Origin of the sequence: Modestobacter sp. VKM Ac-2983, assembly GCF_026967885.1 — a bacterium.
Classification (GTDB): Bacteria; Actinomycetota; Actinomycetes; order Mycobacteriales; family Geodermatophilaceae; genus Modestobacter.
On record NZ_JAPVBK010000006.1, the window covers coordinates 114,986 to 133,004 of the forward strand.

Genomic DNA, 18,019 nt, shown 5'->3' on the forward strand with positions numbered 1-18,019 from the left:
CCTATAAGCACTGGTCAGGGCCGCACTAGGGCAGTCCTCGTAGGTCAGCGGATCATGCCCCGATGATGTCGGGGAGCCCACCTTCGGTGGCCCTTGTCAGGCTCCCACGCTGCTACGGCAGCAGCTATGGGGATGCCGCTCAAGCGGTGATTGGGTAATGGGTCGGTCGGCACTGACGTTGCTGACACTCGTACCGCGCGAGGTGTCGTACGTTTCAGTGGACACAGTGGACACAGTGGACCACGGCCCGACGACGGTATGTCGGCAGCCAGAAGGAGCATGAGTCTTGTCAGTTGCACCAGACGTCGCCGGCATTGAGACGGCCTTCATGGGGGTCGCTCACTTGCTGCGCGACCGGCAGCTCGAGGTTCCGCCTTATCAGCGCTCGTACTCGTGGACGCGCGATGAGGTGCTGGCGTATTGGCATGACCTGAGGGCCGCGCTAGTAGCGGAGCAGCCTGTGTATTTCCTGGGAACGGTTGTCCTGACGCTGGGCTCCGAGGGCCGCAGCACCGTCATAGACGGTCAGCAACGGCTCGCGACTACCAGCATGCTGCTCGCCGCCATTCGAGATGTATTTCAGGAGCGTGGGGACGAAGTCTCAGCGGCGCAGGTTGCATCCCAATACGTCAGTAGTACATCGCTTGTCACTCAACGAACAGAGCCTCGCATCCTGCTGAACCACGTTGATCGCGACGCATATCTCACAGTAGTAGTGAACCGCGAGCCGCCCTCTCCCGGGCTTCTCGACAGCAACCAACGGATCGTCGACTGCTACAACCTGCTGAGATCTGCGCTCCGCGACGACGTTGGAGCGGCCGGACCTTACTGGCGGCAACGCCTGATCGCCTGGATACAGATGCTCGACGTTCGAACCCGAGTAATTGTTGTCAGCGTACGTGATGACGCCGACGCATTTATGATCTTCGAGACTCTAAACGACCGCGGTCTTGCTTTAACGGTTGCGGATCTCGTCAAGAACTACTTATTCGGATTGGCTCGCGAACGCATCGACCAGGTTGAGGATCGCTGGGTCCGCGCAACCAGCCACTTCGACAACGGGGCTTCCTCCTTCGAGTTCACGACCTTTCTACGCCAGTGGTGGAGTTCCACAAATGGGGCCACTCGAGAGCGAGACCTGTACCGCCGCATCCGAAACAACGTCACGACGGAGACATCTGCCGCGCAGGCAATCGAGAGCATCTCCGACGCCGCACCACTCTTCGCCGCCATCCTCAATCCGGAGAACGAGTATTGGAGTCGACAAGACGTCGCGCTCAGCGAGGCCGTGCGCGTGCTTCTAGACCTCGGGTTAGAACAACACCGCCCTCTCCTGCTGGCGGCAATGAAGCACCTCTCACCGAACGAGTTGAAGAGAGTGCTTCACGGCCTCATCTCCTGGTCGGTGCGGGGGTTGATCGTCGGTGGCATCGGTGGCGGCACGACTGAGCGCTATTATGCGGAAGCGGCCGTCATGCTGTCTGCGGGCAGGATCAGCAGCGCACAGGAGGTTATGGCAAGTCTCGAGCCAATCATTCCCACCGACATTGACTTCCAGGCCCAGTTTGCGGTCCGGCGCATACACAAGTCTGGAATGCTGCGCTATCTTCTTCGCGCACTTGGCGACGGGGCGGCGGTCCCGGCGACGGACGAACGCGACTTTGTCGCCTTGCCCGTCCTCACTCGCCCAGAATACGAACCCCTCCTTAGTCTCGACGAAGACGATCCGCTAGATAAGAGGATTGGCAACTACCTCCTGGTTCCGAAGGCCGATACAGGTGAGATCCGGAACTCTGTGGAGAAGCGGCTTGGGCTTGTCCGGCAGTACGCCCGCGATGCTGACGAATGGCTGCACCACGGCGTGAACGAGCGGCAGGCCGCCCTGGCTAGCGCCGCCGTCGAGACATGGCCGAGGAACATCGCGTGACTGACGCACAGCTGGCCCAGCTCGTGTTGGCCGACTGGCAGGCCGCGTGTAGGGCGCATGACGTGCTCGCGAACCTGCCTGTCCCCGACTCCTTGGCGCTGGTCAAGGAGTCGCTCGCCCGCGCGCTCGGCACAGGGGGCTCTCCAGATGTCGTGCTCAGCGCCCTTGCCGCAGGTCTTGCCGCTGGCGATTGGCACGCCAGTGGTGAGGTCCTGCAGCTACAAATTGGACTACTGATGCAGGTCCTAGCGCGACAAGAGGGTGCTGACCATCGACGTGCGGCCCGTGTCCATACCGTTCTCTCTGCCGCGGCAGCACGTGTCGCCGTGGAAGCGTGGCGAGACAAGGCCGAGCAGGACGAGTTGACGGGGTTGCGGAATCGCGCCGGGTGGGAGCGCGATGCCAAGGCCGCGTTGACCCTGGCTCAACCCTTGGCGTACGCGAGCATTGACCTCGACGGGCTCAAGGCCATCAACAATTCACAGGGGCACCCCGCCGGGGACAAGGTGCTGCGGGAGTTCGGACAACGGCTCGAGATCGCCGTGAACGGTCGAGGAGGTGCCAGCTATCGGTACGGCGGCGACGAATTCTCGGCGATGTTGCCCTCCGAGGCAGGCAGCCTCGCGGATATCCTCGCGGAACTTGCAGCTACGTCCGGGGTACCAGCGTTCAGTCACGGAGTCGCCGTCTGGCCTGACGATGACGTGGACCTCCACACCGTCGTGTCGAAGGCCGATGAGCGGATGTACGAAGTGAAGGCTCAGCGAAGGACCCAACGGAGCAAGCCGGACCAGTAGCGGCGGGCCGGCGCGATCAGCGCGACCGTCAGGTGCTCATCGAGGAACTCCGCCGCCTCGCCCGACCCCAACCGTTTCGCTACGTGCACCTGCCGCTGCACGGCGACCCGTTTCTGTGGGTCGCCGACGCCTTGGCCTGGAGTCATTCCGCCGGAGGCACCTGGCGAGCGCGCGTCGCGAATATCACCGCGGCCGAGGACGTGTCGCCGCCGTAGACGGCGCAAAGCCCGGCCGCTCACCGTCCGGAGAGGAGCCGGGCCCACTTCCTGAAGCTCAGCGCGACAGGCAATGCTCAGTGTAGGCGTCCCCAACACGGGCGCCAAGCCGCGCAGGCAGCACACCGCCGGAGCGACCCGACCGCTCCCGCCGCGATGCGTGCCGCACGGGTACCCCTGCCTCGTATGCGTACCCGCCGTGCCCACACCGTGCCCACACGGTGCCCACAAAAGGGCCGTTTCGGACCATCGACGACCATCGGCCGCCAAGCATGAAACCGCAGGTCAGGCGGCAACTACAGATGATCATGCAGGTCAGCGAAGGGCCCTGAGATACCTCATAATCCCTGGGTCGTGGGTTCGAGCCCCACCCGCCCCACCACCAGGGAGCACGCAGGTACTAGATCCCGTGACCGGGCGCGCCGAGCAGCTCCCGATCGCCGTCGAAGGTCTTCGTGCTGATTGCGGCAGATCAGTCCTGCCCGTCGCGGACGTCCTTCCCCTGTTCGGCGAACTCCTTGAAGTCCTGCATGTGCTGTTGCGACTGCTTGCGGAAAGAACTGGGCATGAGAAGCCCCACCAGTCGCATCAGCAGACCGCTGAACCGGTACTCGCTCTCGCTCTCCCACAGCGTCGTCTCTGGATCGGCTTCGGTCAGCCGGTCGCGCACGACGCTCCGCATGCCCGCGCCGACGATCTCGCGGTGGAAGTGAACGACGATCCCTTCGGGGATCCCCCGCAGGTCTGCCGGCTCCCGGCGTGTGATCGTCTCGGTGAGTTCGATCTCCCGTTGACCCGACTGCATCACGACCCGCGACGTGGTCCCGAGCTGCCCGTGTGTCCCACTCAGCGGCTCGTGCAGCACCAGTCCCCGCAGCCACTTCGGGAAGTGTGCCGGGTCGGAGAGCAGCTGGGCCACGCCCTCCCGCGGCAGGGCGATCTCGATCGAGTTGGTGTGCTTCATGGCGTGCACTCCTCAGGTGTGGGAAGACATGCTGCTGCGCTGTTCGTCCTGCTCCTCGACGGAGAGGTCTGGGTCCGTCTCGATCGACGATCCTCATCGCCGGTTCGAGCACCAGGGATGCTGGTCAGCCCACCGCAGCGGGGATGTCAGGTCGGGTCGGGTGCGTAGAACTCGGTGGTGGCCTCGACTGCGGCCGCGACGTGCTCCGGCTCGCCACCGGCGGCCAGGTGAGCCTGTCCCCAGGCAGCGGCGCTGCGCCGGATGAACTCCTGCCCCTCAGGCGACTTCTGGACCTCCTCGTGGGCGGCGGCCTCTCCATCGGCCAACAGCTGGGCCAGGGCGAGGAGAGCCAGGTCCCAGCCAACGCCGCCGGCACCGGGGCCGTAGGTCGGGAAGAGGGGCTCCTCGACGACCGCTGCGTGGGTCAGTTCGAATGCGGTGTCGCCGGTCGGGCCCGGGACCAGGCGCACTTCCACTTCACTCGTGCCGGGCCAAGCGTCGGCGTCGGGCCCGTAGAGCCAGGACACCTTCAGCAGACGCGGCGGCTCGCACCGGAGGATCTCACCGCGCTCACCACCGTCCAGCTCGAACTCCCCACCGAGCCGCAGGTCCCCGGTGACCGGTCTCAACCAGCGACGCAGCCGCTCGGGGTTGGTGAGGGCATCCCAGACGTCGTCGATCTGCGCTTCGTATCGACGCCGCACCTCGATGGTGTACGCGTCGCCGGCGGACACGCTGCCTTTGCCCATTGCCCGGCGCGCGGCAGCCAGTTCGTCCAGTACGTCCTTCATGTCACGCTCCCCTCGCTGATGGATCGATCTGGTCCGCATCGGTGCCGGATGCGGCCGGTCGTGTGGGCTCCCCACCAGTCGCAGGCCGAGCTGCACGCTTGCCCCGGGCCAGCTCGGTCCCCAGGGCGTCGAGGCGTTGATCCCAGAACCGGCGAAAGCGGTCCAGCCATGCGTCGACCTCGCTCAGCGCCGCGGGTTCGACGGTGTAGAACCGGCGAGCGCCCTCGGCTCGAACCGAGGTGAACCCGCTGTCACGCAGCACGCGCAGGTGCTGTGAGACAGCCGGCTGGGAGATCGCGAACTCAGCCCGGAGCACGTCGGTGATCGCGCCAGAGGTCTGCTCGCCGTCGGCGAGCAGCTCCAGAATGCGCCGGCGTCGAGGGTCGCCGAGGACATCGAACGCGTGCATGATCCGGGAGCGTACCGGTTTCCACTTATATCAGTCAGGTGTGGTGTCCTGCCTTGCGTTCGTGGCGTCGGGGGCCTGCCCTCGCTGGACGATCGAACGCTCGGCGGCCTGGGTTCGCCCCCCTCGCGAGCGCTCTGACACTCCAGACATCTCGGACGAAGTGGCACACGCCCCAGCTGAGCCGACATGGCCCCCGTCACCGGGGCGGACCGGCATCGGGAGCTCCCCGCACCCGTGACCGTCTTCGGCTGACGGGCGCTCCGCTCCCTCCCGGCGGCTCAGCTGCCGGGGGTGCCCTGCAGGACGTCGGCGCGCGGGGCGGTGTGGTGGCGGCCCATCGGCAGCATCAGCGGCTTGCCTGAGGTGGGGTCCACGATCACCTGGCTGTCGAGCCCGAACACCGCCCGCACGCACTCCTCGGTGAGCACGTCCGCCGGCTCCCCGGCGGAGTGGATGCGGCCGCCGGAGAGCGCGACCAGGTGGTCGGCGTACCGGGCGGCGAGGTTCAGGTCGTGCAGCACCATCACGATCGTCGTCCCGCGGGACCGGTTCAGGTCGGTCAGCAGGTCGAGGACCTCAATCTGGTGGGCCACGTCGAGGAACGTGGTCGGCTCGTCCAGCAGCAGCACGTCGGTCTGCTGGGCCAGCGCCATCGCGATCCAGACCCGCTGGCGCTGCCCGCCGGAGAGCTCGTCCACCGCCCGGTCGGCCAGCGGCGTCGTCTCCGTGGCGTCCAGGGCGGCCGCGACCGCGGCGTCGTCCTCCTTGCTCCACCGGGAGAACACGCGCTGGTGCGGGTGCCGCCCCCGGCCGACGAGGTCGGCGACCGTGATCCCCTCCGGTGCGATCGGCGACTGCGGCAGCAGGCCCAGCGTGCGGGCCAGCTCCTTGGCCGGTAGCCGGTGCACCGCCTTGCCGTCGAGCAGCACCCGCCCGCTGCGCGGGGCCAGCAGCCGCGACATCGACCGCAGCAGCGTCGACTTCCCACAGGCGTTGGCGCCGACGACCGCGGTGATCCGCCCCGGGGGCACGAGCAGGTCCAGCCCCTCGATCACGGTGCGATCGCCGTAGGCGAGCGTGAGGTCCTCGGCTGCCAGCGAGTGGGTGGCGGTCACAGGGAGCCTCCGGTGCGGTTGCTGCGGATGATCAGGTAGATGAGGTACGGCGCTCCGAGCACCCCGGTGATCACGCCGACCGGGTAACGGGTGCCGAACGCGTACTGGCCGCACAGGTCCGCCACGAGCACCAGCAGCGCCCCCACCAGCGCGGCCGGCACCAGCAGCGAGCCGTTCGGCCCCACGAGCCGGGCCGCGATCGGACCCGCCAGGAACGACACGAAGGCGATCGGACCACAGGCGGCGGTGGCGAAGGCGATCAGGCCCACCGCGGCGACGATCGCGATGACCCGGGTGCGCTCGACCCGGACCCCCAGCGCGGCGGCGGTGTCGTCTCCGAGCTGCAGCGCGGAGAGGTTCCGGGTCTGCCCCAGCAGGACCGGCCCGAACACCAGCAGCGCGAGCAGGGTCGGCACGGTGGCCTCCCAGGTGCTGCCGTTGAGGCTGCCGGTCAGCCAGCGCAGCGCCTCCGCGAAGTCCCAGGCACCGGCCTTCGACAGCACGTAGGAGGTGATGCTCTTGCACATGGCGGCGACGCCGATGCCGATGAGGATCAGCCGCGTCCCGGCGACGCCGTCCTTGAACGCCAGCGTGTAGATCAGCAGCGCCACCCCGAGCGCCGCCACGATCGCGGTGACCGACACCGCCGTGCCCGACCAGCCGAGCACCACGATGGCGAACGCCGCCGCGGCGCTCGCACCGGAGGTGATGCCGATGACGTCGGGGCTGGCCAGCGGATTGCGCAGCATGGTCTGGAACGTGACGCCGGCCAGGCCGAAGCTGAGCCCGGCCACCACCGCCAGGACGGCGCGCGGCAGCCGCAGCCGCCCGACCGTGAACGACGCCCCGGGCACGTCGGAGCCCAGGACGACGCGGAGCACGTCCCCCGGCGGGTAGAAGGTCCGCCCCACCATCAGCGTCACCGCGAAGGCGACGACGACGGCGAGCGTCAGCACGGTGATCACCAGCCGCCGGCGAGAGGCACGGCGGACCCGCCCGCGGGCGACGGTGTCGACGGTCGAGCGCGGTGGCGAGACGACGGCGGTCACAGTTCGCGCACCTTCTGCCGGCGGACGATCGCGATGAAGAACGGGGCCCCGATGAGCGCGGTGAGGATGCCGACGTCCAGCTCGGTCGGGCGGGCCACGATGCGGCCGAGCACATCGGCGCCGGTCAGCAGGCAGGCGCCGGCGATCGCGGAGAAGGGCAACAGCCACCGGTGGTCCACGCCCACCAGGAGCCGGCACAGGTGCGGGACGACGAGCCCGACGAACCCGATCGGCCCGGCGACCGCGGTGGCGGCGCCGCAGAGCAGGACGGAGCCGAGCGCGGCCACGCCCCGGGCCAGGGCCACCCGCTCCCCCAGGCCGGCGGCGAGCTCGTCGCCCAGCGCGAGGGAGTTCAGGCTGCGCGCAGACACCAGGCTCACGGCGAAGCCCACCACGAGGAACGGCGCCACGGTGCCGATGCCGGTGAAGGTGGCGCCACCGACACCGCCGATCTCCCAGGACACGACGTTCTCCACGATGTCGCCGCGGGGCAGGGCGATGGCGGTGATGAAGGAGGTGAGCGCGGCCGACGTGGCGGCCCCGGCCAGGGCCAGCTTGAGCGGGGTCGCCCCACCCCGGCCCAGCGAGCCGACGGCGTAGACGAACACCGCGGCGACGGCGGCGCCGACGATCGCCGCCCAGACGATGCTGGTCGCGGAGAACAGGCCGAACCAGGCGATGCCGGCGACCACCGCGAGCGAGGCGCCCATGTTGATCCCGAGCACCCCGGGGTCGGCCAGCGGGTTGCGGGTGACGCCCTGCATGACCGCACCGGAGAGCCCCAGCGCGGCGCCGACGACGACCGCCAGCACCGTGCGCGGGATCCGTTTGGTCACCGCGGCCTCGCCCATGGTCTCCGCGGAGCCGCCGAGGGCCGCCAGGATCTCCGACCAGCCGACGTCCCGGGAGCCGATCGCGACGGAGGCGCCCATGAGGGCGACCAGCAGCCCGAGCACGACCAGCAGCCAGAGGAACCGGACCGGCCCCGGGCGCCGCGCGGGGGCGGCGTCCAGGGCCGGGGCAGGCCGGACCGAGGTCATGCTGCCTTGTCAGCAGCCTCGGCGAGCATGGCGACGTAGTCCTCGAGCACCCAGGAGATGGCCAGCGGCGTCGGGTTCGCCGCGGTGCCCAGCGGGGTGTCGGGGAGCAGCACGATCGCCCCGTTCGCGACCGCCGGGATCTGCGACAGCAGCGGGTCGGCGTTCAGCGCGTCGACCAGCTCCTGGCCGCCGTAGGTCACGATGATGTCGACGTCGTCGAAGACGTCGACCTGCTCGGCGCTGACCGTCCCGGAGAACTGCTCGCTGTCGGTGGAGGCCGCCGCCACGCTGGACGGGGTGGACAGCCCGAGGTCTTCGAAGAAGGCGCTGCGGGTGTCGTACGGCGTGTAGTAGCTGACCTCGCTCAGGTCCGCGGTGTCCACGTGGGTGAGGAACATCGTCGACTTGCCCTCGAGCTCGGGGTGCTCGGCGACGGTGTCGGCGATGTCCTGCTCGATGTCGGCGATGAGCTCCTCGCCCTCCTCGGCCATGCCCATCCCCGCGGCGTTGACCTCGATCATCTCCCGCCACGGCGTCGCCCACGGGGCCTCCGGGTAGGCCACGACCGGAGCGATCTCGCTGAGCGTGTCGTAGTCCTCCTGGGTCAGCCCCGAGTAGGCGGCGAGGATGACGTCGGGATCGGTGTCGGCGACCGCCTCGAAGTCGATCCCGTCCGTCTCGTCGAACAGCACCGGGCTCTCGCCACCCAGCTCCTCGAGCCGCTCGGAGACCCACGGCAGCATGCCGTCGCCGTCGTCGTCACCGAAGTTGGCGGCGGCCATGCCGACCGGGACGACGCCGAGGGCCAGCGGCACCTCGTGGTTCGCCCAGTTGACCGTGGCCACCCGCTCGGGCTCGGAGTCGATCGTCGTCGTCCCGAAGGCGTGCTCGACGGTGATCGGGGTGAAGTCGGCGGCGGCGGCCTCGGCCTCGTCGCCGGACGAGGACGACGAGCAGGCGGCGAGGCCGCCGGCGAGCAGGGTTGCGGTGGAGACTGCGACGAGTCTCGAGGCGCGGCGCATGGGGTCCTTCCGGTGGTGGTGCAGTGCTCGCCCGACGACGTCCGGGCGGGACGAGCAACTGAGGCTTGGCTAACACAACTTAGGGTGTGCTTGGTCGGATGTCGATCACCGGGGGGTCACAGGGCGCGGACGGCGCACACCGCCGACGATGGGAGGCGTGCCCATCGACTCCACCAGCACCCATCCCGCGACCCCGGACGCCGTCCTCGCGCTCCTCACCGACGAGCAGTTCCTGCGCGACCGTGCCGCCGCCCTGGGCGCCCAGGTCCACGAGCTGACCGTGACCGGCACGAGCACCACCACGCGGCTCGCCGCCCCCACCGAGGGCATCCCGCCGGTGTTCGCCCGCTTCGTCGGCTCGTCGGTCTCGGTCGTCGAGCGGAGCGACTGGACCCCGGACGGCGCCGGCGGCCACCGCACCGACCTGGACGTGCGGGCCGAGGTCTTCGGCCGGACGGTCCAGGTCACCGGCGAGCGACGACTGGTCCCCGAGGGCGCGGGCACCCGCTCGACGGTCACCGGCGACGCGACGGTCGACGCGCCGCTGATCGGCCGACAGGCGGAGGGCGCGGTACGGGAGCTGGTCGCCGTGGTGCTGCGCAAGGAGGACGAGTTGCTCCGCCGTCGACTGGCGTAGCCCGGCGAAGGAGGATGCGGGCCCGGCGGCTCCTCCTTAGCATCCCCGCCAGGTGCCGGCTCAGCGCAGGCCGCACCACGACCACCCAGGAGCCAGCCATGACACCCGATGACGACCTGGGTCCGGCCGACCGCCCCCCGCCACCGACGTTCGGCCTGATCCCGGCCGTCGTCGCGCTCGTCCGCCTCCCGTTCGACCTGCTCGTGCTGATCGGCTACACCGTGCGCCAGCTGCCGTTCCTCGTCCAGGACGTGCGCACCACGGTGAACGGCGTCGCGCGCCTGCTCGACCACGGTGAGCGCAGCGGCTCGCTGCGCGAGCTGATCGACTCCCTCGCCCGCGCCGCCCGGGCGGACAGCGCCGGTGCGCTCATCGAGCTGCTGCGCTCCTCCGCCGAGCTGTCCTCGGTGCAGGCCGAGCTCGCGCGGCTCCGCCTCGAGGCGGCTCGGGCGGGGAACCTCGACGTCCTCCGGAGCAGCGGCGGAGGCTGACCCGGGGCCACGGCGCGGACTGTCGGCGCCTGCCGCGAGGATGGCGGCCATGGTGGCCTTCTTCCTCCCGCGAGCCAGCGACGACGAGCAGGCCGAGCGGCTCTACGACGCGCTCGCCGAGTTCGCCGGCTGCGAACCGGCACCGCCCGGGCAGCGCGTGCGGTGGATCTCCTTCACCCAGGACGGCGCCGAGTGGGTCGCCGCCGTCGGTGAGGAGCTGCGCGGCCGCCGCACCACCCAGCAGCTGCGCCGCGGAGAGCTGATCGAGCGCACCGAGGAGCTCTCCTCCCCCACCCGGGTGCTCGCCGTCTACCCGGGGACGCCGTTCGTCGTGGTCACCGACGCGCAGCCGATCACCGGCACCCCCTCGGAGTGGGCGAACCCGTTCACCGCGGTGCCCGAGCAGGTCACCTGGTTCGACGCCCCGGGGGCTCAGCGGCCCTGACGCTCCCGGTACCGGGCGGCCCGCTTCTCCGCAGCCGCCCGCCGCCGCGCGGCCTGCTGGGCGTCCCGGCCGACCTGCGCCCGGTCGCGGACCGTCTGGGCGGTGCCGACCGGGTACCCGGCCTTCTTCACCCGGTTCTCGGTCGTCTCGGTCATGTAGGCGAGGGAGAAGATCAGCCCGAGCAGCAGCCCGCCGAGGGCCGTCATGCCACGGATCCAGAACGGGCCGGGGACGAAGAGGAGGACCAGCGCGATCGGCACCGCCATCTGCACTCCCGCCCGGAGCACGTGCCGCCAGCCCCAGCTCGCGGTCGTGGTGTCGTGCAGCACCCAGCTGGCGTGCCGCGCCGGCAGCGCGCCGCCCATCGCGTACCAGAGCCAGCGCAGGAGACCGGGCCGGACCGGCTCACCGGTGGTCCCGGGCGCACCGGACCTGCTCGTGGCCATGGCCCTCACGGTACCGACACCACGGTTCGCCGACCGTCGCTCCGCGTCATCGGTCGATCACCAGCAGGTGAGGTCGCGCCGGTACCGGATCGTGACCGTCTGCGGCTGTTGGATGCCTGCCGGACGGGGCGGATCATCGGGGCATGGTCCAGCTCGTCGTGGACGACGTCGTCCCCTTCGAGGACTGGACGGCGGCTGCCCGCGCCTCCCTCGCCTTCCTGCACCGCACCGTCGGCCTGGACGTCTGGATGGTCACCCACCTCCAGGAACCGGCGCAGGTGGTGCTGTACTCGCACCCCCAGGAGGTCATCCCGCAGGGCACGGTGGTGCCCTGGGAGCAGAGCTTCTGCCACTCGATGGTCAGCGGCGTCGGCCCCCGGGTCGCCACCGTCGCCGCCGCCACCCCGGCCTACCGCGACCTGATGACCGGGCACGCCGAGCGGGTCGCCGCCTACATCGGCGTCCCGCTGGTCACCCGGGACGGCGCGGTGTTCGGCACCCTCTGCGGCGTGGCCTCCCGCGCGCAGCCCCGCACCCTGACCCGGCACCTGCCGCTCGTCGAGATGAGCGCCCGGATGCTCAGCAGCCTGCTGCCCGACCCGGTGCCGGAGCCCACGACCGACTGACCCACGACCGACGGCCGCCGGCGCCGACGGTCACCGGTGGCCAGCCGCCCGCAGGGCCTGCACGCAGCCGCGTTCCAGCGCCCGCTGCCGCTGCACCCGCGCACGCAGGCCCGGCACCGGCTCCAGCGCCCGGCGCTCGGCCGGCCACACCCCGGTGAGCCGGCCGTCGGCACAGGAGCCGCTGGTCACGTGCACGGTCCACCGCTCGGCGTCGGGCACGGAGATCTCCTGACCGACCAGCACGGCGGGCCCGCGGACGCCGGGCGGTGCGCCGGTCAGCTCGAGCGGGTCGGCCTCCCAGTCGGCGACCCGGACGGTGCGCACGTGCAGCCCGTCGTCGTCGACCGCGAGCACCGCGTCGGCCGGTCCGTCGCGCCGCCCACCGGGGACGACGTCGACGGGGTCGAGCAGCAGGACCAGCCGCGGCAGGTACCACCAGTGCTCCCGGCGCAGCATCGGTGAGTCCGCGAGCGCCCGCGACGGCGGGTGCTTGCGCAGCTCCTGGTCCAGCAGCTGCTCGGTGAACAGGCTGCCGTCGCCGTCCTCGACCAGGGTCAGCCGGCCGGTGACCACCATCGGCTCCCAGCCCGGCCCGGCCAGCCGCGGGTCCGACAGCACCAGCGTGGCCTCACCACCGGCAGCGGCTGCGTGCGCCGCCTCGACCTGTGCCCAGGGAAGCGCGACCGCCGGCAGCTCCCCCAGCAGCAGCGGGACCACGCCGAGGGCGCCCGGTGGCTGGTCGCCGCGCCGCCAGAGGAGCTCGGCGACGCCGGCGGCCCGGACTGCAGCGCTCAGTGATGTGGTGCCGGTCACAGCAACTGTCTACTCTTCGCCTGCGGCGGTCGTCCGGCCGCCCAGGACGTGGGGGGTTGTCCGTGCCCGCATTCGCCGTGGCCGCCGTCGTCGGGGTGCTGTTCTTCCTCGGCTACCGGTACTACTCGAGCTACCTGGCGCGCAACGTCTACGTCCTGGACCCGGCCTTCCGGACGCCGGCGCACGAGTTCAACGACGGCGTCGACTACGTGCCGACCAACAAGCACGTGCTGTTCGGCCACCACTTCACCTCGGTGGCCGGCGCCGCACCGATCGTCGGCCCGGCGATCGCCGTCTTCTGGGGCTGGGGCCCGGCGCTGGCCTGGATCGTGCTCGGCACGATCTTCGCCGCCGGCGTGCACGACTTCGGGTCGCTCGTGGTGTCGGTACGCCACAAGGCCAAGAGCATCGGGACGCTGGCCGGCGAGGTGGTCAACGGCCGGGCCCGGATGCTGTTCCTGGCGATCATCTTCTTCCTGCTGACCCTGGTGAACGCCGTCTTCGCGGTGGTCATCGGCAACCTGTTCGTGGCCAACCCCGGCGCGGTCATCCCGATCGTGGTCGAGATCCCGCTGGCCATGGCGATCGGCCAGTACATCTACCGGACCCGCTCCTCCGCGTTGATCCCCTCGATCGCCGGCGTGATCGTGCTGTACGCGCTGATCCTGGTCGGCAACGCCTTCCCGATCGAGCTCGACGGTCTGGCCGAGGCCCTCGGGGTCGAGCAGACCCGGAACGTCTGGGTCGTGCTGCTGTTCGCCTACACCTGGATCGCCTCGCGCATCCCGGTCTGGGTGCTGCTGCAGCCCCGTGACTACATCAACAGCCACCAGCTCTTCATCGCCCTGGCGGTCATCGCGGTCGGCGTGATCGTCGGGATGAACACCATCCAGGCACCCCTGGTGAACGACGTCCCGGAGGGTGCGCCCAGCTTCTTCCCGTTCCTGTTCATCACCATCGCGTGCGGCGCCATCTCCGGGTTCCACTCCCTGGTCTCCTCGGGGACGACGTCCAAGCAGCTCGACACCGAACCCGATGCCCGCTATGTCGGCTACATGGGCGCGGTCGGCGAGGGCTCGCTGGCCACCGGCGCCGTGCTCGCCGCCACCGCGGGCGTGGCCGCCTCCCAGGCCGAGTGGCAGGCGCTCTACCCCGACTTCGCCACCGCCTCCGGGGGCGCCACCAGCAACTTCGTCAACGGCGTCGCGGTGTTCGCCAACAACATCGGTGTCCCGCTGGACCTGGCCACCATCTTCGCCGCGGTCGTGGTGATCAGCTTCGCCGCGACCACGATGGACACCGGTGTGCGGCTGCAGCGCTACGTCGTGCAGGAGATCGGCGAGATCATCAAGGTCCGGGCGCTGGCCCGGAACCTCACCCTCGCCACCACCGTCGCGGTGGCCATCCCGCTGGCGATGGCGCTGCTGCCCGGCGGTGGCGAAGCCGGCTACACCTTCGGCGTCCTCTGGCAGCTGTTCGGGACGACGAACCAGCTGACCGCGGGCCTGGCGCTGTCGGTCATCGCGGTGTGGGTGACCCGCCGGGGCCGCAACCCGCTGGCCGTGCTCATCCCGCTGGTGTTCCTGCTCGCCATGACCTCGTGGGCGCTGATCGTCAACCTGCAGCGCTTCGTCGAGGCCGACAACTGGGTGCTCGCCCCACTGGACGCGCTGATCTTCCTGCTGGCGATCTGGCTGATGGTCGAGGCCGCCATGGCGCTGCGCACCGCGTTCCGGGAGCGTCCGCAGCCCGGCGCCGAGGCGCGGCCCACCTCCGACCCGGCCGTCGCCCGGGCCAACCCGACGTCCCCCACCGACGAGACGGAGCTGGGCCAGACCTCGCGCGACGAACCGCAGTGAGGCACCGGGTCGTCCTCGTCCGGGGACCGCGCGCCGCCGCGGGTGGAGGCGGCTGCTGCAGCGGCGCCACCCGTCCCTTCGACGAGGGCGGCGGGCACCGGCACGTGCCCCCGGTCGACGACGTCGGCGCGGTCTACCGGGCGCTGCGCGCGGTGCTCCCCCGCGACGTCGCCGTGGAGGTCGTCTCACCGACGAACTGGGTCTGGCTGGTCCCGGCCCTGGTGACCGACGGGCGCCGCCGCGGGCTGCGGGGGGCGGCGCTGTGGCGCTCGGTGCGGGCCGGGATCGTGGTCGAGTCGCTGGTCTGCGACGGGGCGGTGCTGGCCTCGGGCTGGCTGCCCGCCCCGGCCGCCGCGGTCGCCGCCGTGGAGGCCGAGCTGGCCGTGGCGGAGCTGGAGCGGGTCACGACCGCTGCAGCAGCTCCCGGTAGAACGCCACCCCGCGCGCCAGCGCCGCCACCGTGAGGTGCTCGTCTGCGGCGTGCAGGGACGCGAGCTGCGCCGAACTGAGGTCGAAGGGCATGAACCGGTAGACGCTGTCGCTGATCTTCGCGAAGTGCCGGGCATCGCTGGCCTGCACCATCAGGTACGGGGTCACCGTCGCCCCCGGGTGCGCCGCCCGGATCGCCGCGGTCAGCGTCGCCCAGGCCTCGTTGTCGGTCCGGGACACCGGTGACGGGTCGTCGGCGCGGGTCGCCTCCAGCCGCACGCTCGGGTCGTCGATGATCCCGCGGATCCGCTCGATCGCCGACTCGGCCGTCTCCCCGAGCACCACCCGGACGTTGGCCACCGCCCGGGCCCGGGTCGCGAGCACGTTGGGTGCCCGGCTGCCCTCCAGCTGGGTGATCGCCACCGTCGTCCGGACCAGGGCGCTGGCCTCCCGGCCGGCGCGGGACAGCAGGGTGGCCAGCGCCGGCCGCAGCAGCGCGGCGTGCGCGTACAACGCGCGGTACCCGGCCGGGGCGTGCCGGCCGACGGTGTCGACGAGCGCCAGCACGACGTCGCTGACCCGGGCCGGGAAGGGCTCCTCGTCCAGCCGGACCAGCGCCCGGGCCAGCCGTGCGGTCGCGCCGCCCCGGACCGGCGACGACGCGTGCCCACCGGCGTCCTCGGTGGTCAGCTCGAGGTCGACGACCCCCTTCTCGGCGACGCCGACGACGGCGATCGGCCCGGGGACGCCGGGGAAGACCCCGGTGACCACGGCGCCGCCCTCGTCGACGACCGCCCAGGGGGTGATCCCCCGTGCGGCGAGCGTCTCGGCCGCCGTCCGAGCCCCGGTGCCGGCCACCTCCTCGTCGTTGCCGAAGGAGAGGTACACGTCCCGGGCCGGCCGGAACCCCTCGGCCAGCAACGACTCCACCGCCTCCAGCACGGCGACCAGGGCGCCCTTGTCGTCGATGGCGCCCCGGCCGTGCACGACGCCGTCGATGACCTCCCCGGCGAACGGGTCGTGCGTCCACGCCTGGCCGTCGGCCGGGACGACGTCGTAGTGCGCCATCAGCACCAGGGGCGGTGCGTCGCTGCTGCCGCTGCGCCAGTGGAACAGCATCGCCCCGGTGCCCAGCAGCTCCAGCTCCAGCTCCCGGTGGGTGTGCGGGTAGAGCTCGCCGAGGCGGTCCCGGAAGGCGCTGAAGACCGACTGGTCGACCTGCTCGGGGTCGCGCCGGGAGACCGTCGGGATCCGGATCAGCTGCGCGAGGTGGTCGGCGGCCCGGCAGGCGTCGACCGCCCCGACGTCCGCGTGCGGCACGTCCGGGCTGGCCGGCGGCCGGAAGCGGCGCGCCCGGGCGAGGGCGGCGCCGGCTCCCACGGCGGCTCCGGTGGTCAGCAGGGCCAGCTTCATCCAGTTGTCTCCTCCCGGGCCGCGACGGCGCGGTCCTCGGTCTGTGCGGGGTCGGCGAAGGCCAGCCGCGGGACGAACACGAGCGCGACAGCGGCGACCAGCGCCGTGGTGCCGCAGATGGTCCAGACGGTCACGTAGCCGGTGAGCGATCCGGCGGTGCCCTCGACCCCGCCGGCCAGCACCGGCGCACCGGCGGCGAGGGCGAGGGCGAACACCGACGACGCGAACATGCCGCCGATGACCTTGGTCGTGTTGGTCAGCCCGGTGGCGACGGCGGTGCGGCCGGCCGGGGCGGCCGCGGCTGCTGCGGCGGGCAGGGCGGCGACGAGTGCGCCCGACCCCACCCCGGCCACCGTCATGCCGGCCAGCACCTGGCCGAGCTGGTCGTGGAAGGGCACCAGCAGCAGGTAGCCGGTGGCGACCAGGGCCGCCGCACCGATCAGGGTCAGCCGTGGCGTGGTGAGCCGCGAAGCCCGGGCGAACTGGCTCGCGCCGACCAGCATCGAGATCACGTAGGCACCGATGACCAGGGACACCGAGCTGGTCGACAGCCCGAGGCCGTAGCCGTAGACGTCCGGGTCGGTGCGGGCGAACGTCGACAGCGGCCCCTGCGCGCCCAGCACGCTGACCCCGAACAGGCCCGCGGTCAGCTGGACCGGCCACATCGCCGAGCTGCGCAGCACCCGGAAGTCGACCAGCGGGTCCGGCTGCCGCAGCTCGTAGCGCACGAACGGCCACACCAGGAGGAGGCCGGCCGCGACCACCAGCCACGGCCAGGCCTGCTCCGCCCCGTTGAGCCGGACGAAGGTCAGCCCGCCGGTGACCACCAGCAGGATCGCGGTCAGCAGCGCGGCGCCGCCGGAGTCGACGACCCCCTGCATCCGGTCGGTCCCCTCGGGCACGAGCCTCCAGACGACCACGACCACCCCGACGACCAGCACGCCGGGAGCCAGCAGCACCAGCCAGAGCGCGTCGCCCAGCAGGTCGCCGATCATCCCGCCGCTGAGCGCGCCCACGATGGCGCCCAGCTGCAGCGCGGCGACGATGAGGCCGGTGGCCCGCCGGGTGCGGGCCGCGGTGTCCGGCAGCCCGCGGGACCGGCTGTAGATCAGGGCCACCTGCAGCGGGAGCCAGGCCGCGTAGACCCCCTGCACGGCCCAGGCCAGCAGGAACACCGGGAAGGTCTGGGCGAACGCCAGCACGATGGTGGCCACCGCGACGACGACGGCGGACCAGAGCAGCATCCGGCGGTGCCCGTGCAGGTCACCGAGCTTGGCCAGCACCGGGACGGCGATCGCGGACAGCATCAGCTGGCCGGCCTCGAGCCAGTTGACGTCGGCGTCGTTGATGCCGAGGTGCCGGGCGATGTCGGTGAGCAGCGGGATGTAGTACCCCTGCAGGACGCCGCTGGTGAACTCGACGAACACCAGGTAGCCGACGACGCCGGCCGTCATCCGGGCCTGCCACCGCCCCGCCCGGCTGCCGCTGCGCTGCGTCGCCGACTGCTGCATCGAGCCCGCTCCTCGCTGTG

At 71.3% G+C, this 18,019-nt stretch carries 19 protein-coding genes; 8 read left to right on the forward strand and 11 right to left on the reverse strand.

Going from position 1 to position 18,019, the window contains the following annotated elements; genetic code table 11:
- Window positions 1-286 precede the first annotated feature (286 nt).
- Together O2W18_RS20830 and O2W18_RS20835 are read left to right on the forward strand one after the other, a co-directional pair.
- A complete protein-coding gene (locus O2W18_RS20830) occupies window positions 287-1,927 on the forward strand; it encodes a DUF262 domain-containing protein (RefSeq protein WP_269189329.1) in 1,641 nt (546 codons plus the stop codon).
- Entirely contained in the window at window positions 1,924-2,724 is an 801-nt protein-coding gene (locus O2W18_RS20835) for a GGDEF domain-containing protein (RefSeq protein WP_269189330.1), read from the forward strand. Before O2W18_RS20830 ends, O2W18_RS20835 begins: the two co-directional genes overlap by 4 nt.
- Before the next feature lie 687 nt (window positions 2,725-3,411).
- Here O2W18_RS20835 and O2W18_RS20840 read toward each other — a convergent pair.
- From O2W18_RS20840 to O2W18_RS20870, 7 genes are all read right to left on the reverse strand, one after another.
- Entirely contained in the window at window positions 3,412-3,903 is a 492-nt protein-coding gene (locus O2W18_RS20840; RefSeq protein WP_269189331.1) for an SRPBCC family protein, read from the reverse strand.
- 146 nt (window positions 3,904-4,049) lie between these two features.
- Complete coding sequence (locus tag O2W18_RS20845; RefSeq protein WP_269189332.1) at window positions 4,050-4,694, reverse strand: SRPBCC domain-containing protein; 645 nt, start codon at window positions 4,692-4,694, stop codon at window positions 4,050-4,052.
- A 1-nt stretch (window position 4,695) separates the two neighbouring features.
- Complete coding sequence (locus O2W18_RS20850; protein WP_269189333.1) at window positions 4,696-5,103, reverse strand: ArsR/SmtB family transcription factor; 408 nt, start codon at window positions 5,101-5,103, stop codon at window positions 4,696-4,698.
- A 278-nt stretch (window positions 5,104-5,381) separates the two neighbouring features.
- Window positions 5,382-6,218 carry an ABC transporter ATP-binding protein gene (locus O2W18_RS20855; protein WP_269189334.1) on the reverse strand — a complete coding sequence of 279 codons (837 nt, stop codon included), beginning with the start codon at window positions 6,216-6,218 and terminating at the stop codon, window positions 5,382-5,384.
- On the reverse strand, window positions 6,215-7,267 hold the full coding sequence (locus O2W18_RS20860; RefSeq protein WP_269189335.1) for a FecCD family ABC transporter permease: 1,053 nt from the start codon (window positions 7,265-7,267) through the stop codon (window positions 6,215-6,217). Before O2W18_RS20860 ends, O2W18_RS20855 begins: the two co-directional genes overlap by 4 nt.
- A complete protein-coding gene (locus O2W18_RS20865) occupies window positions 7,264-8,307 on the reverse strand; it encodes a FecCD family ABC transporter permease (protein WP_269189336.1) in 1,044 nt (347 codons plus the stop codon). The genes O2W18_RS20860 and O2W18_RS20865 overlap by 4 nt, the downstream gene beginning before the upstream one ends.
- Window positions 8,304-9,329, reverse strand: coding sequence for an iron-siderophore ABC transporter substrate-binding protein (locus tag O2W18_RS20870; protein WP_269189337.1), 1,026 nt, complete (start codon window positions 9,327-9,329; stop codon window positions 8,304-8,306). The genes O2W18_RS20865 and O2W18_RS20870 overlap by 4 nt, the downstream gene beginning before the upstream one ends.
- Window positions 9,330-9,486: 157 nt before the next feature.
- On the opposite strand from O2W18_RS20870, the gene O2W18_RS20875 reads away from it, so the two are divergent.
- The 3 genes from O2W18_RS20875 (at window position 9,487) to O2W18_RS20885 (ending at window position 10,902) form a co-directional block, all read left to right on the forward strand.
- Window positions 9,487-9,966 (forward strand): DUF2505 domain-containing protein, encoded by a 480-nt coding sequence (locus O2W18_RS20875; protein WP_269189338.1) that lies wholly within the window; start codon window positions 9,487-9,489, stop codon window positions 9,964-9,966.
- 98 nt (window positions 9,967-10,064) lie between these two features.
- Window positions 10,065-10,457 (forward strand): hypothetical protein, encoded by a 393-nt coding sequence (locus O2W18_RS20880; protein ID WP_269189339.1) that lies wholly within the window; start codon window positions 10,065-10,067, stop codon window positions 10,455-10,457.
- Between the two features lie 49 nt (window positions 10,458-10,506).
- Complete coding sequence (locus O2W18_RS20885) at window positions 10,507-10,902, forward strand: hypothetical protein (protein ID WP_269189340.1); 396 nt, start codon at window positions 10,507-10,509, stop codon at window positions 10,900-10,902.
- Here the strand turns inward: O2W18_RS20885 and O2W18_RS20890 are convergent.
- Window positions 10,890-11,348 carry a DUF5313 family protein gene (locus O2W18_RS20890; RefSeq protein ID WP_269189341.1) on the reverse strand — a complete coding sequence of 153 codons (459 nt, stop codon included), beginning with the start codon at window positions 11,346-11,348 and terminating at the stop codon, window positions 10,890-10,892. The two genes, O2W18_RS20885 and O2W18_RS20890, sit on opposite strands and share 13 nt — an antisense overlap.
- A gap of 143 nt (window positions 11,349-11,491) precedes the next feature.
- On the opposite strand from O2W18_RS20890, the gene O2W18_RS20895 reads away from it, so the two are divergent.
- A complete protein-coding gene (locus O2W18_RS20895) occupies window positions 11,492-11,974 on the forward strand; it encodes a GAF domain-containing protein (protein ID WP_269189342.1) in 483 nt (160 codons plus the stop codon).
- 30 nt (window positions 11,975-12,004) lie between these two features.
- Here the strand turns inward: O2W18_RS20895 and O2W18_RS20900 are convergent, their stop codons facing one another.
- Window positions 12,005-12,787 (reverse strand): hypothetical protein, encoded by a 783-nt coding sequence (locus O2W18_RS20900; RefSeq protein ID WP_269189343.1) that lies wholly within the window; start codon window positions 12,785-12,787, stop codon window positions 12,005-12,007.
- A gap of 62 nt (window positions 12,788-12,849) precedes the next feature.
- Between O2W18_RS20900 and O2W18_RS20905 the strand changes: the two genes are divergently transcribed.
- Complete coding sequence (locus O2W18_RS20905) at window positions 12,850-14,646, forward strand: carbon starvation CstA family protein (RefSeq protein WP_269189377.1); 1,797 nt, start codon at window positions 12,850-12,852, stop codon at window positions 14,644-14,646.
- Window positions 14,643-15,110 carry a hypothetical protein gene (locus O2W18_RS20910; RefSeq protein ID WP_269189344.1) on the forward strand — a complete coding sequence of 156 codons (468 nt, stop codon included), beginning with the start codon at window positions 14,643-14,645 and terminating at the stop codon, window positions 15,108-15,110. Before O2W18_RS20905 ends, O2W18_RS20910 begins: the two co-directional genes overlap by 4 nt.
- On the opposite strand, the gene O2W18_RS20915 is transcribed toward O2W18_RS20910, so the two are convergent.
- Window positions 15,049-16,488: a M20/M25/M40 family metallo-hydrolase gene (locus tag O2W18_RS20915; protein WP_269189345.1), complete on the reverse strand. Its 1,440-nt coding sequence runs from the start codon at window positions 16,486-16,488 to the stop codon at window positions 15,049-15,051. The two genes, O2W18_RS20910 and O2W18_RS20915, sit on opposite strands and share 62 nt — an antisense overlap.
- Window positions 16,485-17,999 (reverse strand): MFS transporter, encoded by a 1,515-nt coding sequence (locus O2W18_RS20920; protein ID WP_269189346.1) that lies wholly within the window; start codon window positions 17,997-17,999, stop codon window positions 16,485-16,487. Before O2W18_RS20920 ends, O2W18_RS20915 begins: the two co-directional genes overlap by 4 nt.
- Window positions 18,000-18,019 lie beyond the last annotated feature (20 nt).

Coding starts and splice junctions, on each gene's coding strand:
- O2W18_RS20840 (WP_269189331.1), bottom strand. CDS start 3,903: ATGAAGCACACCAACTCGATCGAGATCGCCCTGCCGCGGGAGGGCGTG.
- O2W18_RS20845 (WP_269189332.1), bottom strand. CDS start 4,694: ATGAAGGACGTACTGGACGAACTGGCTGCCGCGCGCCGGGCAATGGGC.
- O2W18_RS20850 (WP_269189333.1), bottom strand. CDS start 5,103: ATGCACGCGTTCGATGTCCTCGGCGACCCTCGACGCCGGCGCATTCTG.
- O2W18_RS20865 (WP_269189336.1), bottom strand. CDS start 8,307: ATGACCTCGGTCCGGCCTGCCCCGGCCCTGGACGCCGCCCCCGCGCGG.
- O2W18_RS20870 (WP_269189337.1), bottom strand. CDS start 9,329: ATGCGCCGCGCCTCGAGACTCGTCGCAGTCTCCACCGCAACCCTGCTC.
- O2W18_RS20880 (WP_269189339.1), top strand. CDS start 10,065: ATGACACCCGATGACGACCTGGGTCCGGCCGACCGCCCCCCGCCACCG.
- O2W18_RS20885 (WP_269189340.1), top strand. CDS start 10,507: ATGGTGGCCTTCTTCCTCCCGCGAGCCAGCGACGACGAGCAGGCCGAG.
- O2W18_RS20890 (WP_269189341.1), bottom strand. CDS start 11,348: ATGGCCACGAGCAGGTCCGGTGCGCCCGGGACCACCGGTGAGCCGGTC.
- O2W18_RS20895 (WP_269189342.1), top strand. CDS start 11,492: ATGGTCCAGCTCGTCGTGGACGACGTCGTCCCCTTCGAGGACTGGACG.
- O2W18_RS20915 (WP_269189345.1), bottom strand. CDS start 16,488: ATGAAGCTGGCCCTGCTGACCACCGGAGCCGCCGTGGGAGCCGGCGCC.
- O2W18_RS20920 (WP_269189346.1), bottom strand. CDS start 17,999: ATGCAGCAGTCGGCGACGCAGCGCAGCGGCAGCCGGGCGGGGCGGTGG.